The organism is Shinella agrisoli (assembly GCF_046557955.1).
Taxonomy (GTDB): domain Bacteria; phylum Pseudomonadota; class Alphaproteobacteria; order Rhizobiales; family Rhizobiaceae; genus Shinella.
Genome location: NZ_JBJIEP010000022.1, coordinates 44,873 through 66,612, shown reverse-complemented (window position 1 = coordinate 66,612; position 21,740 = coordinate 44,873). Strand labels below are relative to the sequence as shown.

Annotated in this window: 23 protein-coding genes and 1 riboswitch; of the genes, 9 read left to right on the top strand and 14 right to left on the bottom strand. The window is 66.6% G+C overall.

Going from position 1 to position 21,740, the window contains the following annotated elements:
• Positions 1-250: 250 nt before the first annotated feature.
• The 6 genes from cobW to ACIIOY_RS21140 form a co-directional block, all read right to left on the bottom strand.
• Positions 251-1,300, bottom strand: a complete 1,050-nt coding sequence (cobW, locus tag ACIIOY_RS21165; RefSeq protein WP_411036658.1) for a cobalamin biosynthesis protein CobW — start codon at positions 1,298-1,300, stop codon at positions 251-253.
• 3 nt (positions 1,301-1,303) lie between these two features.
• Positions 1,304-1,828, bottom strand: a complete 525-nt coding sequence (gene cobU, locus ACIIOY_RS21160) for a bifunctional adenosylcobinamide kinase/adenosylcobinamide-phosphate guanylyltransferase (protein ID WP_411036657.1) — start codon at positions 1,826-1,828, stop codon at positions 1,304-1,306.
• Position 1,829: 1 nt separating this feature from the next.
• Positions 1,830-2,618, bottom strand: coding sequence for a CbtA family protein (locus ACIIOY_RS21155; RefSeq protein WP_411036656.1), 789 nt, complete (start codon positions 2,616-2,618; stop codon positions 1,830-1,832).
• A gap of 12 nt (positions 2,619-2,630) precedes the next feature.
• A complete protein-coding gene (locus tag ACIIOY_RS21150; RefSeq protein WP_411036655.1) occupies positions 2,631-2,807 on the bottom strand; it encodes a CbtB domain-containing protein in 177 nt (58 codons plus the stop codon).
• Between the two features lie 47 nt (positions 2,808-2,854).
• Positions 2,855-3,220: riboswitch (cobalamin riboswitch) on the bottom strand.
• Between the two features lie 79 nt (positions 3,221-3,299).
• A complete protein-coding gene (locus tag ACIIOY_RS21145; protein WP_411036654.1) occupies positions 3,300-5,003 on the bottom strand; it encodes a peptidoglycan-binding domain-containing protein in 1,704 nt (567 codons plus the stop codon).
• 147 nt (positions 5,004-5,150) lie between these two features.
• Complete coding sequence (locus ACIIOY_RS21140) at positions 5,151-6,614, bottom strand: cobyric acid synthase (protein ID WP_411036653.1); 1,464 nt, start codon at positions 6,612-6,614, stop codon at positions 5,151-5,153.
• A gap of 246 nt (positions 6,615-6,860) precedes the next feature.
• Between ACIIOY_RS21140 and ACIIOY_RS21135 the strand changes: the two genes are divergently transcribed.
• The 7 genes from ACIIOY_RS21135 (at position 6,861) to ACIIOY_RS21105 (ending at position 12,967) form a co-directional block, all read left to right on the top strand.
• On the top strand, positions 6,861-7,004 hold the full coding sequence (locus ACIIOY_RS21135) for a hypothetical protein (protein ID WP_411036652.1): 144 nt from the start codon (positions 6,861-6,863) through the stop codon (positions 7,002-7,004).
• Positions 7,005-7,768: 764 nt separating this feature from the next.
• Entirely contained in the window at positions 7,769-8,764 is a 996-nt protein-coding gene (locus ACIIOY_RS21130) for an ABC transporter substrate-binding protein (RefSeq protein ID WP_411036651.1), read from the top strand.
• A gap of 258 nt (positions 8,765-9,022) precedes the next feature.
• On the top strand, positions 9,023-9,934 hold the full coding sequence (locus ACIIOY_RS21125) for an ABC transporter permease (protein WP_411036650.1): 912 nt from the start codon (positions 9,023-9,025) through the stop codon (positions 9,932-9,934).
• Positions 9,927-10,970 (top strand): quaternary amine ABC transporter ATP-binding protein, encoded by a 1,044-nt coding sequence (locus tag ACIIOY_RS21120; protein WP_411036649.1) that lies wholly within the window; start codon positions 9,927-9,929, stop codon positions 10,968-10,970. The genes ACIIOY_RS21125 and ACIIOY_RS21120 overlap by 8 nt, the downstream gene beginning before the upstream one ends.
• 117 nt (positions 10,971-11,087) lie before the next feature.
• Positions 11,088-12,104: a betaine--homocysteine S-methyltransferase gene (gene bmt / locus ACIIOY_RS21115; RefSeq protein WP_411036648.1), complete on the top strand. Its 1,017-nt coding sequence runs from the start codon at positions 11,088-11,090 to the stop codon at positions 12,102-12,104.
• 114 nt (positions 12,105-12,218) lie between these two features.
• Entirely contained in the window at positions 12,219-12,548 is a 330-nt protein-coding gene (locus ACIIOY_RS21110) for a DUF1330 domain-containing protein (RefSeq protein ID WP_411036647.1), read from the top strand.
• A 71-nt stretch (positions 12,549-12,619) separates the two neighbouring features.
• The gene (locus ACIIOY_RS21105) at positions 12,620-12,967 is read left to right on the top strand and encodes a hypothetical protein (protein WP_411036646.1); all 348 of its coding nucleotides are present in this window, start codon (positions 12,620-12,622) and stop codon (positions 12,965-12,967) included.
• Here the strand turns inward: ACIIOY_RS21105 and ACIIOY_RS21100 are convergent.
• Positions 12,952-13,836, bottom strand: a complete 885-nt coding sequence (locus ACIIOY_RS21100; RefSeq protein WP_411036645.1) for a LysR family transcriptional regulator — start codon at positions 13,834-13,836, stop codon at positions 12,952-12,954. The genes ACIIOY_RS21105 and ACIIOY_RS21100 overlap by 16 nt on opposite strands.
• A 99-nt stretch (positions 13,837-13,935) precedes the next feature.
• On the opposite strand from ACIIOY_RS21100, the gene ACIIOY_RS21095 reads away from it, so the two are divergent.
• Complete coding sequence (locus ACIIOY_RS21095; RefSeq protein WP_411036644.1) at positions 13,936-14,235, top strand: hypothetical protein; 300 nt, start codon at positions 13,936-13,938, stop codon at positions 14,233-14,235.
• Positions 14,236-14,292: 57 nt separating this feature from the next.
• On the opposite strand, the gene ACIIOY_RS21090 is transcribed toward ACIIOY_RS21095, so the two are convergent.
• From ACIIOY_RS21090 to ACIIOY_RS21060, 7 genes are all read right to left on the bottom strand, one after another.
• The gene (locus ACIIOY_RS21090; RefSeq protein ID WP_411036643.1) at positions 14,293-16,317 is read right to left on the bottom strand and encodes a vWA domain-containing protein; all 2,025 of its coding nucleotides are present in this window, start codon (positions 16,315-16,317) and stop codon (positions 14,293-14,295) included.
• Positions 16,318-16,331: 14 nt separating this feature from the next.
• Positions 16,332-16,853 (bottom strand): RNA polymerase sigma factor, encoded by a 522-nt coding sequence (locus tag ACIIOY_RS21085; protein ID WP_411036642.1) that lies wholly within the window; start codon positions 16,851-16,853, stop codon positions 16,332-16,334.
• Positions 16,854-16,932: 79 nt separating this feature from the next.
• Entirely contained in the window at positions 16,933-17,625 is a 693-nt protein-coding gene (locus tag ACIIOY_RS21080) for a phosphodiester glycosidase family protein (protein ID WP_411036641.1), read from the bottom strand.
• 73 nt (positions 17,626-17,698) lie between these two features.
• On the bottom strand, positions 17,699-18,028 hold the full coding sequence (locus tag ACIIOY_RS21075) for a type II toxin-antitoxin system PemK/MazF family toxin (protein WP_411036640.1): 330 nt from the start codon (positions 18,026-18,028) through the stop codon (positions 17,699-17,701).
• Positions 18,025-18,243, bottom strand: a complete 219-nt coding sequence (locus ACIIOY_RS21070; protein ID WP_411036639.1) for an antitoxin MazE family protein — start codon at positions 18,241-18,243, stop codon at positions 18,025-18,027. The genes ACIIOY_RS21075 and ACIIOY_RS21070 overlap by 4 nt, the downstream gene beginning before the upstream one ends.
• Before the next feature lie 51 nt (positions 18,244-18,294).
• A complete protein-coding gene (locus tag ACIIOY_RS21065; RefSeq protein WP_411036638.1) occupies positions 18,295-18,987 on the bottom strand; it encodes a ferredoxin family protein in 693 nt (230 codons plus the stop codon).
• 107 nt (positions 18,988-19,094) lie between these two features.
• Positions 19,095-20,666, bottom strand: a complete 1,572-nt coding sequence (locus ACIIOY_RS21060; protein WP_411036637.1) for a trimethylamine methyltransferase family protein — start codon at positions 20,664-20,666, stop codon at positions 19,095-19,097.
• Positions 20,667-21,002: 336 nt separating this feature from the next.
• Between ACIIOY_RS21060 and ACIIOY_RS21055 the strand changes: the two genes are divergently transcribed.
• Positions 21,003-21,698: a corrinoid protein gene (locus tag ACIIOY_RS21055; protein ID WP_411036636.1), complete on the top strand. Its 696-nt coding sequence runs from the start codon at positions 21,003-21,005 to the stop codon at positions 21,696-21,698.
• Positions 21,699-21,740 lie beyond the last annotated feature (42 nt).

Sequence of the window (21,740 nt, the reverse complement as noted above, 5' to 3'; positions counted from 1 at the left end):
GGCGCCTCCCGTCTGTAAGCGTGCGGTGCCGGTGGATCCTCGGGTCGGGCCCGAGGATGACGGCGGGGAGGATAGGCTAAGGGACCTATCGACCGGTGCGGCATGCGGAACCGTCGCCGTTGCCAGCCGTCCCTTCCTTCTTTCGTCATCCTCGGGCCCGACCCGAGGATCCACCGGCACGGCAGGCCGGAAATGGCCGTGCCGCGCCCGAAAAGCCGGAGAGAGGGACCGCCGCACGCTCATGCCGCCGTCACACCGCGGCGGCGATGGCGTCGCGCACGGCCTTCTCGTCCATGTCGTGCAGGCCGATGACGACGAGACGGGTGCCGCGGGCCTCGCCCGGCGCCCAGGCGCGCTCGAAATAGTGGTCGATGCGGCTGCCGACGGCCTGGATGAGCAGGCGCAGCGGCTTGCCGGGCACATCGGCGAACCCCTTGAGGCGCAGCACGTCGTGCGCGGCGATCACGCCCTTGAGGCGCTCGATGAAGGCGGCCAGATCGGCGATGGCGGGAAGATCGACGACGAAGCTGTCGAACTCGTCGTGGTCGTGCTCCTCGCCGTTCTCGTGCTCCAGCTCGTGGTGCGACTTGCGGTTGGCGATGTCGTCCTCCGTGCCGACGCCGAGGCCGAGCAGGACGGCGGCGGCGACCTCGCCGTTCCGCGCCTCGATCATCGAGGGCTTGCGGGCGATGCGGGAGGCGACCTCCTCGCGCACGGTCCTCAGGCCCTCCGCGTCGATCAGGTCGGTCTTGTTGAGCACGATCAGGTCGGCGGCGGTAAGCTGGTCCTCGAAGAGCTCTTCCAGCGGGCTTTCGTGGTCGAGGTTCTCGTCCGTCACGCGCAGCGCATCCACCTTGTCGTGGTCGTCGGCGAAGCGGCCGGCGGCGACGGCCGCGCTGTCGACGACCGTCACCACGCCGTCGACCGTCACCTGCGTCTTGATCTCCGGCCAGTTGAAGGCGGCGACGAGCGGCTGGGGAAGCGCCAGGCCCGAGGTCTCGATGACGATGTGGTCGGGGCGGTTCTCGCGCTCCAGGAGCTTCGACATGGTGGGGATGAAATCGTCGGCGACAGTGCAGCAGATGCAGCCGTTGGTAAGCTCGATGATGTCATCCTCGGTGCAGGCTTCCGCGCCGCAGCCCTTCAGCACGTCGCCGTCGACGCCGAGGTCGCCGAACTCGTTGATGATGAGCGCGATGCGCTTTCCCCCGGCATTCTGCAGGAGGTTGCGGATCATCGTCGTCTTGCCCGCCCCGAGGAAGCCGGTGATGACGGTGGCGGGGATCTTCTGTTGCAGCATGGCTCAACCCTTCATTTTCAGCGGCAGTCCGGCCGCGACGAAATAGACTTCAGGCACGAGGGCGGCGACCTCCTGGTGCAGCCGCCCGGCATGGTCGCGGAACTCGCGCGCCATGCGGTTTTCCGGCACGATGCCGAGGCCGACCTCGTTCGACACGAAGACCAGCCGGCCGGGCGCCGTCCTGATGGCGGCGAGGAGGCCCCCGAATTCGGCGGCGACATCCCGCTCCTCCAGCATCAGGTTGGTGATCCAGAGCGTCAGGCAGTCGACGAGCACCGCCCGGTCCGCGCGCGCCACGTCGCTTATGCGCGCGGCGAGCGCAAGCGGCTCCTCATGCGTTTTCCACCCGTTCCCGCGGTCTTGCCGGTGCCGTGCGATGCGCTGGCGCATCTCGTCATCGAAGGCGCGGCCGGTGGCGATATAATGACGCGAAAGGCCGGTCTCGGCGACCAGCCTTTCGGCGAAAGCGGATTTTCCGGAACGCGCACCGCCCAGAACCAGGACGGCTCCGGGCGATGTCGTCGTCATGTCAGGCCGCCTTGGCGATCTTCTCGTTGGCAAAACCCAGCGAGAGGCCGAGCACGATCCAGAAGAACAGCGTCGTGGCGAGCGCGGCGACGGCGAACTCCGCGCCGAGGACGGCCGGCACGTTGCTGGAGATGTCGCCCGGCTGCGGCGCGCCATAGACCTGCGGCGCGGCGATGAGCACGATGCCGATGATCTTGGCGACGATACCCTGCTTCAGGAACAGGAGGTAGAGGCCGGCGGCCGAGAGGATGACGGTCGCGACCCACCAGACCTGGCGATCGCCGAGGTCCGCGGCCGGGAAGCCCGGAAGCTCCGGCGGCAGGCCGATGGCCGGCAGCATGTGCACGGCGAGCCAGCCGGCCGCTCCCCAGAGCGCGCCGTTCGCGACGGTGATCGGATAGCCGGAGACGAGGCTGAAGCCCGCGAGCAGGAGGCCGAAGCCGGCACCGGTCACGAGGTTTGCGAGCAGCGTGCCGGAGAAGCGGCTCATGCCGAACATGATGCCGCCCTCCTCGTGCTCCTCGCCGTCATGGGCGTGGGCGAGGGAAACGGGCGAGAGATGGGCGGCAACGTCCAGAAGCGCCGCGCCGAGCGAGGAATGGTCCTGCGTCTGGGCCGCGCCCTCGGTGGCGGGCGTGCCGCCTTCGCCTGCCGGCGCGGCCTCCTCGCCGCCCTCGAATTCCTCGGCATGAAGGATGAGCGGCACGACCCGCGCCTCCTGGGCGGCCGTCATGAGCACGCCGGAGAACAGCCCGGCCACCAGTGCGGCCAGGAGATAACGAACGATCATCTCAAGAACTCCTCAGTGGCAGGGAAAGCCGTAGGAGTGACGCGTGTCGTGCGCCGTGTCGTGCAGCACGGCCGAATTCGCAAGGCCCGCGCCGAAGACCAGAAAGGCGCCGATGACGAGCGCGACGATGCCGGCGATGAGGCGGTCGTTCGCGGAAAGGGAAATGGAAGACGTGGTGGAAACAGCCATGACAACCTCCGTGCAGGCGTTGGGGAAGCCCCTCCCCGGGTCGGGCGACATGCCCTCATTGGCTGGCAGGTTTCCTGGCTCGCGGCGTCCGGCGCAAAGCGCCTGCGGGTCCGCCCTCGCCTTCCCGGACCCGGCATCACAAAAGGCGGACGATTCGTAGAGATAGAGGCGTCCAACCCCGGTTTATCGTGATGCTGCCCAGTGGCTTTTCCGGCTGGTTTTCGAGGCGCGGTCCCCGGAGCGCCATTGCCCCGCTTGCGCGCCGCGTCCTCCCAGCGGACGGGCGTCCCTCGCCACTCTACAGTCGCGGGGTCGGCCGTGATTGCAGCGCCCTGGTTGGGTCCGCCGCGTCACATTCCCATTTACTCCCCGATCCGTTTCCGGACCCGGGAACCATCCAATAGTCCGGATGATTATGCTTCCGCCCCCGGGAAGTCAATCGACCGGCAGCGGCACGGCCTGTGCTGAAACCGCCGTCCGGCCGGCGCAGTCTCAGTAGCCGGGAATGATCACCATGCCCCCGCCGCCGTTGTAATAGCCGTCGTCGCGGTAGTACGGACCGTCGTAGTACCCGTCGACCGGGCCTTCCAGCACGTCGTAGTCCCGCTGGTAGCGGCGCTGGCGGTTCTGCCGGGCCTCGGCATATTGCGCGGCCTCGCGCAGCGCACGGAACTGCCGGCGCGAGAGGTAGCCGTCGGCGCGGTAGCCGGACGCACCCTGCCAGGCGGCGATCGCCGAGCGGGTGCGCGGGCCGAAGACGCCGTCGGCGCCGTAGGTGTTGAAGCCGAGCATGCTCAGCCAGCGCTGCGCCTGGACGCGGCTCGACCGGCCGAGATAGGCTTCCCGCGGATCGACCGCCGGCTCCTCCGCCGCCCGGCGTTCGGTCTCGACGGTCGCCGTCGCGGTCTCCTGCCGCGCGGTGCCTGCCAGCGCGGCAAGGCGCTCGCGGGCGTCCGCGACGAAGCGGCCCTTCGGATATTGCGCGATGTAGGCGCGGAACGCATTCTCCGTGCCTTCGAGCACGGCCTTCTGGAACGCCTCCTCCTCGCGCTTGGCCGCATCCGCCTTCCCGGCGGCAAGGTCGTCCTTCTCGCCCTCCTGCGCGTCGCGTCCGGCGGTGGCGGCTGCGCCGGTTTGGGCCCGTTTCTCGGCAGCGGCGGCTTCCGCGGCCCGTTTTTCCGCTTCCTTCGCAAGGCGCGCCGCTTCCGCAGCCTTGGCCTCGGCATCCGCTGCCGCCTTGGCGGCCTCGGCCTTCAGCCGCTCCACCTCGGCGGCCTTCTCTTCCGCAAGCTTGCGCGCAGCGGCGGCCTCCCGCTCGATCCGCGCCTTCTCGGCGGCGGCGGCCTTCTCGGCTTCGGCGCGCCTGGCTTCCGCTTCACGACGCGCGACGGCTTCCTGCTCGGCACGTGCCTTTTCCGCGGCAGCGGCTTCCTCGGCCTTCTTGCGGTCGGCTTCGGCCTTCACGCGCGCGGCCTCCTCCGCCCGCGCCCTTTCCGCCGCGGCCTGCGCCTCCGCCTTCAGGCGCTCGGCTTCGGCCGCCTGCTCCTCGGCAAGCCTGCGGGCGGTCGCTTCCTTCTCCTCGGCTTCCGCCTTCAGGCGGGCAGCCTCTTCGGCACGGGCCTTTTCCGCCGCGGCGGCTTCGGCCCGCGCCTTCTCGTCGGCCTCCGCCTTCAGGCGCGCAGCTTCCGCCTCGGCCTTCGCCTTTTCCGCTTCGGCGGCCTTGCGGGCGTCCTCTTCGGCTTTCCGGGCCTGCGCAGCCTTGCGAGCCTCTTCCTCGGCCCTGGCTTTTTCAGCCGCGGCGGCCTTTTCAGCCTCTTCCGCCTTCCGCGCCTCGGCGGCCTTCTTCGCCTCTTCCTCGGCCTTCGCCTTTTCGGCGGCCGCGGCTTCCTCCACCTTGGCGGCGTCGCCGGAGGCGGCCGTTGCCTGCGTCGTCTTGGCGGCCGCCTGCAATTCGGCGATGCGCAGGCGCGCCATGGAGGCGAAGGTGCCGTTCGGATATTGCTTCAGGTAGCCTTCGTACTGCGCGACGTCGCTGCCCGAGGAAACCTTCTGCCAGAGGGAGAATTCCTCTTCCCAGCGTTTTCCCGCGCTGGTGGCCTCCTTGGCCGTCTGGGCGAAGGCCGCGGCCGGAAGGCCGGCGAGCGACAGCCCGACCAGGCCGGCCAGAACGGATCGTGCGAGAGGTCCAGAACCCATGTATTTACCCTTTCGGATCGCGCGAAGGCGTCAACGCCCGGAAGCCGGACGGATTTCCGTCACTCCTCGCACCGAATTCTGGCGCAACTTTGGTGCGGCAGGCCGGTGGCGAAGGAACCCGATGGCTCTACGTTTCAGCGGGTCGGTTTAATCAGCGCCCCCTAAAAGGCCTTCGAGCCAGCGGCGGTCGAGAACCGCCTCCAGCTCCGCCGCGACACCGTCAAGCGCCTCGTCGACGCTCGCGCGATAATCGAACCCGCCGCCATCGATGCCGAAGTCGGCCAAAAGCCTCGCCCGGTAGGCGCCGCTCGCAAGAAAGCCGTGCAGGTAGGTGCCCATCACCCGGCCATCGGCCGAAAGGGCGCCGTCCGGACGCCCGTCGATGCTGACCGGGGGACGAAGGGCATCCGGCCCCGCGGTGCGGCCGAGATGGATTTCGTATCCTTCCAGCGGCACGTCGTATTGCAGGGAACGGGCCGTGCTGTTGCGCACGGTCTTTTCCGGGGCCATTTCCGTTTCGACCGCAAGGAGGCCGAGGCCCTCCACCTCCCGCTCGCTGCCCTCGATGCCGAGCGGATCCGTCACGCGGCGGCCGAGCATCTGGTATCCGCCGCAGATGCCGATGACGCGGCCGCCGCGCCGCATATGCATGGCGAGGTCCTCGTCCCAGCCGGCGGCGCGCAAATCGCGCAGATCGGCGATGGTGGACTTGGAACCCGGCAGGACGACAAGGCCGGCATCGGCCGGAATCCGCTCGCCCGGCCGCACGAAGACGAGGTCCACCTGCGGCTCCGCCTTCAGGGGATCGAGGTCGTCGAAATTGGCGATGCGCGGCAGGACGGGCACGGCCACCTTCAACGCCCCCCCGCCGCCCTTGGCGAGCCGTTCCAGCACGACCGAATCCTCCGCCGGCAGCCGCGCGGCCTGCCTCAGCCAAGGCACGACGCCGAAGCAGGGCCAGTCCGTGAAGCGGCCGATCTCGGCAATCCCGCCGTCGAACAGCGTGACGTCGCCGCGGAACTTGTTGATGAGGTAGCCGGTCACCATGCGCCGGTCCTCCTCGGGCAGGATGGCATGCGTGCCGACCAGCGAGGCGATGACGCCGCCGCGGTCGATGTCGCCGACGAGCACGACGGGCACGCCCGCCCGCGTCGCAAAGCCCATGTTGGCGATGTCCCCCGCCCTGAGGTTGGTTTCCGCCGGAGAGCCTGCACCCTCGACCACGACGAGATCGGCGCCGGCCGAGACCGTCTCGAAGCTCTCCAGCACGGCGCCCATCAGCGTCGGCTTCAGCGCCTGGTAGTCGCGCCCCTTCGCCTGGCCGAACACCCTGCCCTGCACGATGATCTGGCTGCCGACATCCGACTGCGGCTTCAGGAGGACCGGGTTCATGTGCACGGAGGACGGGACGCGGGCGGCGAGCGACTGCAGCCATTGCGCCCGGCCGATCTCGCCGCCGTCGGCGGAAACGGCGGCGTTGTTCGACATGTTCTGCGGCTTGAAGGGACGCACCTTCAGCCCGCGGTTCGCGGCGATGCGGCAGAGCCCCGCCACCAGTACCGTTTTTCCGACATCGGAGCCGGTGCCCTGGAGCATGATCGTTCTTGTCATGCGCGTCCTCCTACCATCCACGCCCGCCACCGAAAAGCCCTGATTTACCGCAATCCCGCCGCAATTTCCGGCCGCCGGCAGATGCAATTCCGCAACACAGGGCCATGCAATTCGGGCATGGCTGCTCCGCTGTTCATTTTGCGACATTCCACGCCGTGAACGGCCATGGTTTGCGCCGTGATCGCGCCTATATCGGTCTCATCGCACAGCCGAGGCAAGTGGCTTCGGGTTTCAAGGACCAAAGACATGCTGTACATCTTCAGCAAGCCGAACTTCGTTCAGATCGCCTGGAACGGCGAAGCCCCCAGGAGCCAGTCCCGCGAGCGCAACGTCGTCATGGACGCGCCGCTCGGCCCGCTCGGCTTCATCCGCACGCGCAACATCGGCTGATCTTTCGGGCGCGACGTCAGGTCCGCTCGCATGCAACGTCGCCTCTCTCCGGGAGGCGGCGTTTTTTATGGCTTGCCCGGCGCCTGAAACGGCGAAAGCCGCGCATTCCTCGCGGGAATGCGCGGCTTGCCAAGATACGCATGGCGGCTTCCGACAAAACGCGTCGGCGCCCAGGCACCCCGGTACGCAATACCTTTCCGGAGCGGGCGGCGGTGTCCCCCGCCGTGACAAAACCAATAGCCGCACATCCTTACCGGACCGTTATCGGGACCTTAAGCAAAGGTGAATCGCGATTTTTTTTGAAAGATCGTGAAATATTTTTTTGTGCGCCGAAGCGGCGCATTCGGGACAGGATTTGTCCCCTTTCAACGACCATGCCGGATTCCCGCGGATGCGGGGCCGCGGACATTTGCCCCGGTGCGGGCAAACGCCCATTTTTTCCACTGCATGCATGCCGGATTTTCAGCACTCCGCCCGCCGGGAAAAGCCCCGCCAGCGCACTCCGGCCGCGCAGGAGGTTGATTTCTCTATGAGAACCCGTAGGCTTGCTGCCGTGACGCACGAAGATACATCACCGGTGACAGGGTTCCGCCGGCGAAACAGAAAAACCGCTCGGCGTCGTTGCAGCAGGGGGATTGGCTCGCCTCACCTGGCATCGAACCTCCATGGCTGTCGCAAAACTTTCGGGCAGTCGGGATAACGCAGTAACCTGCGCTGCCTTCCGGGTTGAACGCTGCATCTCAAGACTGGGAGGTCTTTACCGTATGAAGAAGCTCCTCGCTTCCGCTTTCCTCGCTGCCGGCCTCTACGGCTTTGCCGGTTCTGCCCAGGCAGAATGCGGCGACGTCTCGATCGCCGAAATGAACTGGGCTTCGGCAGGCGTCGCCGCGCATGTCGACAAGATCATCCTTGAAAACGGCTACGGCTGCACCGTCACGCTGGTGACCGGCGATACCATGCCCACCTTCACCTCCATGAACGAGAAGGGCGAGCCGGACGTCGCGCCCGAAATGTGGGTGAACGCCGTGCGCACGCCGCTCGACGCGGCCATCGCCGAGGGCCGCCTGATCCAGCTTGCCCCTCTCCTTTCGGAAGGCGGGGTCGAAGGCTGGTGGATCCCGAAGTTCCTCGCGGACGAGCATCCGGACATCAAGACCGTGCAGGACGCACTGAAGCATCCGGAACTCTTCCCCGCGCCGGAAGACCCGTCCAAGGGCGCCGTCCACAACTGCCCGTCCGGCTGGAACTGCCAGGTTTCGACGGACAACCTCTACCGCGCGCTCGAGGCGGACAAGTCCGGCTTCGTGCTCGTCGACACGGGCTCGGCCGCGGGCCTCGACGGATCGATCGCCAATGCCTTCGAGAAGAAGAGCGGCTGGCTCGGCTACTACTGGGCGCCGACGGCCATCCTCGGCAAGTACGAGATGACGAAGCTCTCCTTCGGCGTCGAGCACAACAAGGCCGACTGGGACGCCTGCACGGCCGTGCCGGACTGCCCGGACCCCAAGGTCAACTCCTATCCGGTCTCGGACGTCTTCACCGTCGTGACCAAGGCCTTCTCCGAAAAGGCCGGCGTCACCATGGACTACATGAAGACGCGCCAGTGGGACAACGGCACGGTCGGCAAGGTGCTCGCCTGGATGGAGGAGAACCAGGGCACGAACGAGGACGCCGCAAAGCACTTCCTCGAAACCTATCCGGACATGTGGAGCAAATGGGTCGCTCCGGAGGTCGCGGAAAAGGTCAAGGCCGCCCTTTGAACGCATGGCGCCGGCAGCCCTCCCCGGCTGCCGGCCCGCGACGCGACCTGAACCGGGGCTTTGGCAATCCGCCGACGCCCGTCCAGGAAACTGAAGAAGTCGCAAACAGCACAATATCAAGCGGCAGTTCGTGCAATGACGGGCTGCAAGCCGGGAACCGAGAACAAGAATATCCCTGTGTGCGCCGTTTCGCCTGCAATGCAACATAGTTTCATTGCGGCGCGAAACAATAACTTCCGGTAGAAAGAGGGGAAAAGGATGGCAGGCCTATGCGATTTGTTGCCAGGCTTTCTTTGCAGATTTCCAGCCTTCAGTGACGCCAGCATCCGTGCAGCGAGGAAGACCATCGACGACGGCTTCAAGGGCCTCGTCAGAAGTTATGTGAATGCCATCGATGCGATGGTGCAGCCGTTGCAGTGGTTCCTGAACTATCTCGAACGCCTGTTCGTCAGTTCGCCCTGGCCGATCATCCTGATCGCCATGCTGGCCATCGTCTATTTCGGCAGCCGCAACATCAAGATCACCATCGGCACCGCCGCCTCGATGCTCGCGATCGGCCTGCTCGGTCTTTGGAACGACACGATGGTGACGCTCGCCATGGTGACGGTCTGTACCCTGATCGCCATCGTGATCGGCATTCCGATCGGCATCCTCATGGCCCGCTCCGACCGGGTGCAGGCCCTCGTCAACCCGATCCTCGACGTGATGCAGACGATGCCGAGCTTCGTCTACCTCATCCCCGTCGTCATGATCTTCGGCATCGGCAAGGTGCCGGGCCTCATCGCGGTCGTCATCTATGCCGTCCCGCCGATGATCCGCCTCACCAACCTCGGCATCCGGCTCGTCGACAAGGAGGTGCTGGAGGCGGCGGACGCCTTCGGCTCCTCCGGCTGGCAGAAGCTCAAGAACGTGCAGATGCCGCTTGCCTTGCCCACCATCATGGCCGGCATCAACCAGACCATCATGATGTCGCTCGCCATGGTCGTCGTCGCCTCGATGGTCGGCGTCGGCGGGCTCGGCAAGAACGTGCTCCAGGCCATCAACAACCAGTTCTTCACGGTCGGGTTCCTCAACGGGTTCGCGCTCGTGGCCATCGCCATCATTTTCGACCGCACGAGCCAGGCATACGGCAGGCGGCTGCAGAAGCATTCGGAGGTAATTCATGGTTAGTCATGCAATCGAGGTCCGCAATCTCTATAAGATCTTCGGCCCCCGCGGCGCCGATTACGTCGATGCCGTCAAGAACGGCATGGGCAAGGCGGAGCTGAACCAGAAGTACGGCCACGTGCTCGGCCTCAGCGACATCAACATCTCCATGCCGGCGGGCGGCATCATGGTGGTGATGGGCCTGTCCGGCTCCGGCAAGTCGACGCTGATCCGCCACATCAACCGGCTGATCGACCCGACCGCCGGCGAGGTGCTCTACGACGGTGTCGACGTGTGTCGCATGAACGAGAACGATCTCAGGGAATTCCGCCGCCACAAGACGGCGATGGTGTTCCAGAAGTTCGCGCTGCTGCCGCATCGCACGGTCCTGGAAAACACCGTCTACGGCCTGGAAATCCAGGGCGTCCCGGCTGCCGAGCGCGAAAAGCGCGCAAAGCAGTGGATCGCCCGCGTCGGCCTCGAAGGGTTCGAGAACCATTATCCGAACCAGCTTTCCGGCGGCATGCAGCAGCGCGTCGGCCTCGCCCGCGCGCTGACCAACGACGCCGACATCCTGCTGATGGACGAAGCCTATTCGGCGCTCGACCCGCTCATCCGCGTCGACATGCAGACGGTGCTTCTCGATCTCCAGAAGGAGCTCAAGAAGACGGTCGTCTTCATCACGCACGACCTCGACGAGGCGCTGCGCCTCGGCGACAAGATCGCGATCCTGCGCGACGGCATGGTCGTGCAGCAGGGCACCGGCCAGGACATCGTGCTCAACCCGGCGGACGAGTACATCACGGCCTTCGTCAAGGAAGTAAACCGCGGCCGCGTCGTCAATGTCGAGACGATCATGGCGCCGCTCTCGGGCAATCCGGAGGGAATGCCCATCGCCAAGGGCACCGTCCTCGAAAAGGCCGCCCGCGCCATGACCGCCGCCAATCAGACGCTCGCCCATGTCGTCGACGAGGCAGGCAGGCCGATCGGCGCGATCAGCCTCAGCGCCATCATCACCGCCATGGTGACCCCGACGAGCCACGAGGCCAAAGTGGCCTGAAGGCGCTCCGCCGCAAACGAAGGGCGCCTTCCGGGCGCCCTTTCCCTTTGGGCCACAGCATCGTTGCAATCACATAAAGAAATCTTTATATGATGTGGCAAACAGAAGGATATGCCGATGACCGCGACGAACCCGCTTGCCCAGCTTCTTGCCGAAAAGCCCTTCCTGCTTGCCGACGGCGCCACGGGGACCTCGCTCTTCGCCATGGGCCTTGAGGCCGGGGAAGCGCCGGAGCTGTGGAACGAAGCCAGGCCGGAAAACATCACGAAGCTGCACCAGGACTTCGTGGACGCCGGCGCGGACATTATCCTCACCAACACGTTCGGCGGCACGCGCCACCGCCTGAAGCTGCACCATGCCCAGGACCGCGTCTTCGACCTCAACAGGAAGGCGGCCGAAATCGCCCGCGCCGTCGCCGACAAGGCGCCGCGCAAGGTCATCGTCGCCGGCTCCGTCGGCCCGACGGGCGAACTGCTCGTGCCGCTCGGCGCCCTCACCTATGACGACGCCGTGGCCGCCTTCGCCGAGCAGATCGAGGGCCTGAAGGCCGGCGGTGCGGACGTCGCCTGGATCGAGACCATGTCCTCGCCGGAGGAAATCCGCGCCGCGGCCGAAGCCGCCACCAAGGTCGGCATGCCCTTCGTCTACACCGGCTCTTTCGATACCGCCGGCAAGACCATGATGGGACTGCATCCGAAGGACATCCACGCCGTCGCCGGCGACATCGGCACCGGCCCGGTCGCGGTGGGCGCGAACTGCGGCGTCGGCGCGTCCGACATCCTCTCGTCCCTGCTCGACATGACGGACGCCGACCCGTCCGCGACGGTCGTCGTCAAGGGCAACTGCGGCATCCCGGAATACCGCGGGGCGGAAATCCACTACTCCGGCACGCCCCCGCTGATGGCCGAATATGCGCGCCTTGCCCGCGATGCCGGCGCGCGCATCATCGGCGGCTGCTGCGGCACCTCCTGCGAGCACCTCGCCGCCATGCGCACGGCGCTCGATGCGCACGAGCCGCGCGAGCGCCCGACGCTCGAAACGATCATCGAGAAGATCGGCCCGCTGCGCAACAAGACCGCCAATGAAGGCGCCGCCCAGCCGGCCCGCGAACGCAGCGGCCGGCGCCGGGGCTGACGCCCGCCCGAAGGCAGGCCGGCGTAGCTGCCGGCATTACCTGCAAGGTAATCGATCTGCCGCCGGCAAGGCCGTAGGTTTCCCGTCGAAGAAAACCTTCGCAGGAGAAACCCGATGAAAACCTACGCTCTCGCCCATCTTCGCAGCGTCACGATGGGGCCGGACATCGTCGCTTATCTGGAGGCCATCGACGCCACGCTTATGCCCTTCGGCGGAAAGTTCGTGCTGCACGGCGACGGCAACAAGCGCGTGCTCGAGGGCACGTTCGCCGGCGACGTCATCCTCTTGTCCTTTCCCGACCGCAAGGCCGCCGAAGCCTGGTACGCCTCGCCAGCCTACCAGGCGATCCTGCCGCTGCGCACGAGGAATTCGGAAGGCGACGTGCTGCTGATCGACGGCGTCGAGGACGATCACAGGGCGACCGACATTCTCGGCCGGAAATAGCTTGCGGCAGGGCTTGCAGCCCCTTTTTCGTCGTCCTATCCAGAAGCGGGACGATTCACCGGGGGATGATCATGAGCGCCGACCTTGCAGCCTTTCCGGACCGGGAGACCGTGGCCGACAAGTTCGGCGCGCTGGGCGAAGGCGACCAGGCCTATCTGCGCCTGCTGATGGAAAACCCGCAGCAGGACGAGAACCTGCTGGAGGGGCTCGCCCTTCACCTCGACCGTGCCGCCGGTGCCCGCTTCCTCAATTCGCTGAAGCTGGAAAAGCTCGGCGAATGGCTGGGCGAAGCTGCGCCCGCGCGCCTGCAGATCCGTCTGATGGAGATCGCCCGCTCCAGCCAGCATGCCGCCCATGCCGCCTTCCGCGCCGGTCTCACCCGCTCGGGCGGGCTCGAACGCGCCTATCCGAAAGCCTGATCCGCCGCGGTCTTCAGCGGCCCGAAGGATTTGCGGATCACGTCCGCCATGCCGTCGATCGCCGGCCCGCCGCGGCGCGGATTCCGCTTGAGGATGACGCGCGAGGAATCGATCGGCGGAAAGCCATCCGCCGCGGTGAGCTCGCGCGCGCCGGGCGGGATGTTGCTGCGCGAGAGCGGCGCGATGGCAAGCCCGCTCGCAACGGCGGAACGCAGGCCCCCGCTCGTATCGCAGGTATAGGCGATGCGATGGGCGATCGTATGCCGCTCCAGCGAGCGTAATGCAAAGTCCCGGCACCAGCTCGACCGCCAGTAGACGGCGACAGGCACGGGCTGCTCCAGATGCCGGTTGTGCGCGACGGAGGTGACCCAGACGGTCGGGTCGATCGCCAGAAGCTCGCCGGAAATCCCATCGCACCAGTCGAAGATGACGGCAAGGTCGAGCTCGTCCGCCTCCAGGGCACCGAGCTGCTGCGCGCTATATCCGCACAGCACCGTCACCTCGATATTGGGATGGATCTCCGCGAAGGCGGCAAGGGCGCCGGGCAGGACCGTCCGGTTGTACTCCTCCGGGATGCCGACCCGCACCGGCCCGTCGAGCGGCGCCGTGCGCATCGCCGCCGTCGTCTCGTCGACAAGGCCGACGATGCGCCGCGCATAGGGCAGCAGGCGCTTGCCTTCCATCGTCAGCGCCACGCCGCGCGGGCCCCGTTCGAAGAGAGTCGCGCCCACGGATGCCTCCAGCTTGCGCACCTGCATGCTGACCGCCGATTGCGTCCGCCCGAGCCTTTCGGCGGCATGGGTGACGTTGCCGGCGTGGGAGACGGCAACGAAAATCCTGAGCAGGTCGCTTTCGAGAGGTGGATACATGACGCCATCGCTTTATCTGATACCAGCCATCATCGCTATTCGTTTGTGAAATGTCTACAGCTTTGCTTGGCTGTCTCCAGGAAATGGAAGGCGACGGGCATGACGATCTGGGAAAAGCTTCTTGGAATGTGGACGTCCTATAGCCAGCGGCAGGCGGAACGGAAGGCCTTGCGGCTGCTCGTGGCACGAAAGGACAGGCGGCTGCTGCGCGATGCCGGTCTGAATCTGATCGAAGGGAGTGCGCCGCGCTGCGAACCTCTTCCCCGAAGGAAGGAAAGGCGCTGGACCGCGCCCCTCATCCGGCTGCCGCCTCCTTCTTTCCGGTTGCGGGGCGAAGGACACGGGACGCCGTTTTCTTCAGACAATGCGCAAGGGACCGAGGAAAAGCCCGCCGCATAGTTCCTTCTCCCCGCTTGCGGGAGAAGGTGGCCGGCAGGCCGATGAGGGGCGGTCGCCCTACTCCGCCTTCTCGCCGGCAAGGCCGCCGGCGAGCTGGACGAGCTTCACGAACTCTCCCCGGTAGCCGAACGGGTCGTTGCCCTTTGCGGCTTCCGCCAGGCCGAGGATCGAGCCGTAGGCATAGTCCTCGAGCGCCGTCACGCCATTCAGCTTCTGCCCGAAGGCGGCGACGGCGACGGAGAAGCGGATGTCGGCGGACGCCGCATTCACGTCGGCTACCGCGTCGGCGTCGGTCACCGGCACGGTGGAAAGCTCGCTCGTGTCGCTGTCCGGCTTCTTCCAGCGCATCTTCAGGAAGGCAAGTTCGTCGCCGCCCGCGGCCGGCGCCGCCGCCGTTTCCTCCTTGCCGTAGCGCAGCGGATCGTTCAGCATGGCGGGGCTCCCCTTCGGCGTCACCTCGTAGATGGCGGTGACGCGATGGCCGGAGCCGATGTCGCCCGCATCCACCTTGTCGTTGTTGAAGTCCTCGCGGTTGAGCAGGCGGGTCTCGTAGCCGATCAGGCGGTATTCGGCGATGCGCGCCGGATTGAACTCGATCTGGAACTTGACATCCTTGGCGATCGGGAAGAGCGAGGACCCCGCCTCCTCCACCAGCGTCTTCTGCGCTTCGGCGAGCGTGTCGATATAGGCGGCCGTGCCGTTGCCGTTCTGCGCCAGCGTCTGCATCATGCCGTCATTGTAGTTGCCGCGGCCGAAGCCGAGCACGGAAAGGAAGATGCCGCTCCTGCGGCGCTCCTCGATGATGCGCTTCAGCTCCGCATCGCTCGCCGGGCCGACGTTGAAATCGCCGTCCGTCGCCAGCATGACGCGGTTGACGCCGTCCTTCCTGAACGCCTTCTCGGCCAGCCGGTAGGCCGTCTCGATCCCTTCCGCGCCGGCCGTCGAGCCGCCCGGCTGGAGGCCGTCGATGGCGGAGAGGATCTTGTCCCGCTCCTTCACCGCCGTCGGCTCCAGCACCACGCCGGCATTGCCGGCATAGGTGACGATCGAGACCGTGTCCGTATCCTTCAGCTTGCCGACGAGCAGGCGGAAGGCGCTCTTGAGCAGCGGCAGCTTGTCCGCCGCATTCATCGAGCCGGAGACGTCGATGAGGAAGACGAGGTTGGCGGCGGGCTGCGCCGCCGGCACCGTCTCGAACCCCTTGATGCCGACATGGAGAAGCTGCGTGCCCTTGTTCCACGGCGTCGGCATGACGGTGACGGTGGCGTTGAACGGCTTCTCCGCCGTTTCCGGCCCCTTCCAGTCGTAGGGGAAGTAGTTCACCAGTTCCTCGACGCGCACGGCATCCGGGTCCGGCAGGCTGCCGCCGAGCAGCGAGCGGCGCACGTAGGAATAGGAAGCCGTGTCGACATCCGCCGAGAAGGTCGAGACCGGATCGGTCGCAACGCTCTTCACCGGGTTCGGATCGGCCGAGGCGAAGCGTTCGCGGTCCTCGGCCGGCACGGGCATGGCGATGCTGTCCGCCGTGCCGGACGGCCGGGTGGCCATGCGCGTCAGCGTCTGCGTGCTGGCGGCACCGCCGACCGCAAGCGATTCCGGCACGGCGGCAGCGGCCTCCTCCTCGCGGCTTTCGGCAAGCGGTGCCGGCTCCACGGCCTGCGTGTTGGTGGCCTGCGCCGTATCGGCGGCAGTCCTTGCGGCGGCGTCCGCCTCGGCCTTGGCCTTCTCCGCCTCCGGCTTGCGGGCGCGCTGGTCCTGCTCGGGCCCGGCCGCGATCTCCGTCCCGGACGTCAGCGGCACCGTGCCGCTCACCAGTTGATAGGTGACGAGGCCGGCGACGGGCACGACGAGAAGCGTGGCAAGGGCCGAGCCGGCGAGAAATCTGCGGTTCATGACGGGGCTCCATATCCGGTTGAAGATGGAGCTTCGACGCCCGCCGCTGGTCGATCCTTGGGAGGCGTCCGATATTTTTTCCGCATCGTCGAAAGCCTGCATGGCGGCGGCGAGCGTTTTCGCACGGGCGGACGAATCCGGGGCCGGCGGCTTGCGGCGGGCGAGTTTGTCGAGGTCGAGATCGGTCATCGTCTGTCCTTCCGTCACGCGGCGGCGTCGCGCAGCAGCACCTTCAGGCGCTTGCGGGCCTCGTGCACATGCCAGGAAATCGTCGTTTCGGCGCAGCCGAGCACCTCGGCGGCAGCGGCGTGGCTGAGACCCTCGCCGTAGATGAGCAGCACGGCGTCGCGCTGCTTGTCGGGAAGCTGGCGCACGGCCTGCCAAAGCTCCTCGCTGCCGTCCTCGTCGGCACCGCCCTCCATCACCGCCTGCTCGCGAAGATATGCGGCCTCGCGCCATTCGGCCCTGCGCCGCTTGCGCATCTGGTCGCGCGCCGCGTTCAGCGTCACCGTATAGAGCCAGGTGCCGAAGCGGCTCGCCCCCTTGAAGCCGCGGATGGCGCCGGCGAGGCGCATGCACACCTCCTGCGCCACGTCCTCGGCGTCCTGCCGGTCGCCGCACCATCGCCAGGCGACGGCATGGATGAAATCATAGCGGCTTTCGACGAGCGCGGCGAAAGCCTGCCTGTCGCCCATCGCCGCCTTTTCGACGAGTTCTGTTTCCACGGGCCCATCCCGATTGCGTGCACTATCCTGTGAGACGTCCGGCGGACGGCAATCCTTGGGCGGCGGACGGATTTTTTTCTCACCAGGGCAGATCTTTCACGACGGCGATGATCGTGCCCATGAGCGCATCGCGATCGTGGCGGCGGATTTCCGGGGAATAGAGGCTGGAAATGCTGCCGTCGAGGAAGAGCGCGTTCCGGCAGCCGAGCCGGTCGCGGAAGAGCGTCGCGAAGTCATGGAAGCGCACCGGATCGTTGGAGATCGCGAAGACGACGCGCCCGTCCGGCAGGACGCCGACACCGTTGCGGATCTGCAGGCTCGTGGCATCCGGCAGGAACCGCGGATGGATCCTTCCGTCGATGACCAGCATCGGCCCGGACTGCGTCGCCTCGCGCGGCGAAAGGCCGGCCTTCGCGAAGGCTTCCGTCTCCATCACACCCGCCTTGCCGTCTCCCACCCAGAACACGCCGTTCGGCTTCATGAAGAAATTGCCGAACGCATCGCCGCGGTTGAGCGCGCCCGTCGCCCGGCCATGCTCCACCAGCAGCCCCACGGGCCCGTAGTCCGGATGGTACATGCCGCCGTTCATGGCGAAGCTCACATGCTGCCCGTTGCGCAGGAGATGCGTGTTGAGCCGGCCGTATGTCGCCCCGCCCTTGCCCAGCGTCGCCGCGCCGAAAAGCCGGATCGTGTCCCTCGCCGGGTCGAAGGTGCAGACGGTGTAGCGGCCGGAAAGATGCTCGATCCCGGCGCATTTCGGCGGTTCGGCCATGGCAGGCCCCTGAAAGGAGAAAAACAGCGAAAGCAACAGCGGATAGCGCAGCACGGCAAACTCCGGCCTCCCGTCAGCGGGCAAGTCCGATGAAGACAACGAGAGCTTGGCCGAGGCGCCGCATATCCTCTCCCGAGAGCATTCCGACCCGCATGCCAAGCTTAGACTTGTGCACTGTCGTGATCTTGTCGGCCATAATGCGGCTTTCCAGCTTCAATCCGTTGCCGGGCTCCGGCGATACCTTGACGCGAAACAGCGGCAGATCGGCGGGATCGCTGGTGAAGGGGCAGACGGTGACGGACGCGAGCGCATCGAAAGCATCGTCCTGCACGATGACGACAGGGCGTGGCTTGCCGCCATAGTCGCCGCCATCCGAGACGGTCCAGACCTCCCCGCGCCTCATTCGTCGGAGAACGCGGACATGCTGTCGACAAAGGCTTGATCGCCTTCGGCAAAGCCGCTTTGCCGCGCCGCCTTCGCCTGCCGGCGCGCTTCCTCCATGAACGTGTCCAAACGCATGTCCGGCACCCAGAGCTGAATCGGCCGCAGGCCCTGCTTGCGCAGGCGTGTGCGGTGCTCTTCCACCCGACGGCGATTTTCTGCTGGCGAACGCGCCATGGCTCGGCCTCCGATTACATGTAACCTAACATGGGCATGGCAGGCCGGCAATCAAAACGACAGCGCGGCCATGTGGAAGCGCAGCTGGGCGTCGTTGTAGCGGTAGGCGGCGCCGACGGGACAGGCGGCGCGGGCGAGACAGCCGGAGGCTACGCAGCCGCCCTGCCCTTCGGGCGTGCGAAGGTGGGTGCGGCAGGCGGCGACGTCGAAGGTCTCCATGCGCACCGCCGCGGCCGGACAGGTCGTCAGACAAGGCTTGTCGGGACAGTGATCGCAGGGGTGCGGTTCCGCTTGAGGGATCGGCGCGTCGATCCTCTCCGCAAAGCCGAGGGCGCCGCGATAACCGTGCCAGAGGCCGTAGACGGGATGGACGAGGATGCCGAGCGGCGAGGCCTTCAGCCCTTCGGCGCGCATCGCCCACTGCTGGAACGGCTGCCAGGGCGGATCGGAGGGGAACCAGGCGGCGGCGCCCGCCGAAGCCGCGACCTTGCGGATGACCGCCTTCGACCAGGTGTCGAGCGGATCGCCGCCGCCGCGGTCGGGCCGCGCCTCGCGCCAGCGGGAAAAGGCCGGCCAGATGGAGCTGCCGACATTGCCGACGAGCAGGACGCTGGCGGCAGGACGGCCGTCCGCCAGTTGCGGGGCGGCCTCGCCTTCCCTGAAATTGACGAAGCCGCGCAAAAAAAGACCGTGCGGCCCAAGAGCCGCACGGATGGTTTCGAGATCGGGGCGACGCGCCCTCACCGGGTCACGTCCCCTTTGAGTTCGTAGTGCGGGCGCCAGACTTCCTTCTGGATCATGTCTGCCACCTTCGCCGCTCCGCCTTGCTCCCTGGCGCGATCGGGACCCTTTCAGGTGAACGCGTCGGGCATCGATTCCTTGCGCTTGGCGACATACTCGATGAGCGCATCGTCGATCGCCGGGTCGAGATAGGGCGCCTCGTAGCTTTCCAGCCAGGTGCGGCAGAGTGCGTTGGCGCGCTCCTCGATGCGCTTCTGGCCTTCGATCTCCCACTGCTCGAACGAGTTGTTGTCGGCGAGCGCCGAGCGGTAGAAGGCCGTCTGGAAGTTGGCCTGGGTATGGGCGCAGCCGAGATAGTGGCTGCCGGGGCCGACCTCGCGGATGGCATCGAGCGCCTGCGCGTTCTCCGAAAGGTCCACGCCCTCGGCGAACTTCTGCTGCATGCCGAGCTGGTCCTGGTCGATCATGAACTTCTCGTAGGAGGCGACGAGGCCGCCTTCCAGCCAGCCGGCCGCGTGCAGCACGAAGTTCGTGCCGGCGAGCAGCGTCATGTTGAGCGTGTTGGCCGATTCGTGCGCCGCCTGGGCGTCCGGGACCTTCGAGCCGCAGAGCGAGCCGCCGGTACGGAACGGCAGGCCGAGGCGCCGGGCGAGTTGGGCGGCGCCGTAGGAGACGAGCGAAGGCTCGGGCGAACCGAAGGTCGGCGCGCCCGACTGCATGGAGATCGAGGCGGCGAAGGTGCCGAACAGCACCGGCGCGCCCTTGCGGATGAGCTGGGTGAAGGAGGCGCCGGCGAGCACCTCGGCGAGGATCTGCGTCAGCGTGCCGGCGACCGTGACCGGGCTCATGGCGCCCGACAGGATGAAGGGCGAGACGACGCAGGCCTGGTTGTGGCGGGCATAGACCTTCAGCGCGCCCACCATGGTCTCGTCGAAGACCATCGGCGAGTTGGCGTTGATGAGGTTGAGCGTCACCGTGTTGTTCTCGACGAAATCCTCGCCGAAGACGAGCTTGGCCATGGCGATCGTGTCTTCCGCCCGCTCCGGCGCGGTGACGGAGCCCATGAACGGCTTGTCGGAATACTTGATGTGGCTGTAGACCATGTCCAGGTGGCGCTTGTTCACCGGAACGTCCACCGGCTCGCAGACCGTACCGCCGGAGGAATGCATGGACGGCGCCATGTAGGCGAGCTTCACGAAGTTGCGGAAGTCCTCGATCGTCGCATAGCGGCGGTTGCCCTCGAGGTCGCGCACGAAGGGCGGGCCGTAGACCGGGGCGAAGACGGTGGCCTTGCCGCCGATATGGGCGCTGCGCTCGCCGTTGCGGGCATGCCAGGTGAAGTCGGAGGGCGCGGTCTTCAGGAGCGCGCGGCAGAGGCCCTTGGGGAAGTGCACGCGCTCGCCCCTGACGTCGGCGCCGGCCTCCTTCCAGAGCTTCAGCGCTTCCGGATCCTCGCGGAATTCGATGCCGATCTCCTCCAGCACGCGGTCGGCATTCGCCTCGATCAGCGTCAGGCCTTCCTCGTCGAGGACCTCGTATTCCTTGATCTTGCGGGTGATGTAGGGCAGCGACGGGCCCGGACCGCCCCCCGTGCGCGATGCGCGCCGCGCGGCGGCGCCGCGCCCCTCACGCGAGCGGCGACCGCCGCCCTCGCTTGCCACCTGCTGAATGTCCTCGCTCATGATCCGTCTTTCCTTGTTATTCCCGCGCCGCAGGGACGCCTCTCATCTATGCTAGCAAGCCGCCGGGGCGGGGCGGTTCTCAATGCGCCAAGCGGTGGCGCACGCTGGATACCGGCCCGGCGGGACTATAGCGGGATTGCGACGGCGATCGTAGCGCCATTGTCTTGTTTGCGCTGTCAATTCACGGCTTTACGGGCTATGGAGGGAACAAGCGCCGGGCGGGTCGCTTTTCACTGTATGCGACGTCGCTTTCAAAATCAGGTTCGCGCAAGAGGAAGGCTATTCCTTGTAGAGCGAACCTGCCGAGCGCAGCGCCAATGGAGCCGAGGAACCACCATGTCTGACGACGAAATCATTCTCGCCGATCTCTCCGACGAAGAGCTTGTGCAGCAGATGCACGACGACCTCTACGACGGCCTCAAGGAAGAGATCGAGGAGGGCACGAACATCCTGCTCGAGCGCGGCTGGACGCCTTACGACATCCTCACCCAGGCGCTCGTCGAAGGCATGCGCATCGTCGGCGTCGACTTCCGCGACGGCATCCTCTTCGTGCCGGAGGTCCTGCTTTCGGCCAACGCGATGAAGGCCGGCATGGCGATCCTTCGCCCGCTGCTTGCCGAAACCGGCGCGCCGAAGCTCGGCAAGATGGTCATCGGCACCGTCAAGGGCGACATCCACGACATCGGCAAGAACCTCGTCGGCATGATGATGGAGGGCGCCGGCTTCGACGTCGTCGACCTCGGCATCAACAACCCGGTCGAGAACTACCTCGAAGCGCTCGAACGCGAGCAGCCGGACATCCTCGGCATGTCCGCCCTGCTGACGACCACAATGCCCTACATGAAGGTCGTCATCGACACGATGAAGGAAAAGGGCCTGCGCGACGACTACGTCGTTCTCGTCGGCGGCGCGCCGCTCAACGAGGAGTTCGGCAAGGCCGTCGGTGCGGACGCCTACTGCCGCGACGCGGCCGTCGCGGTGGAGACGGCCAAGGAGTTCATGAAGCGCAAGCACAACATGCTTGCCGGCTGAACCCACGATTTCGAACGGCGCCGGCCTTGAATCGGCGCCGTC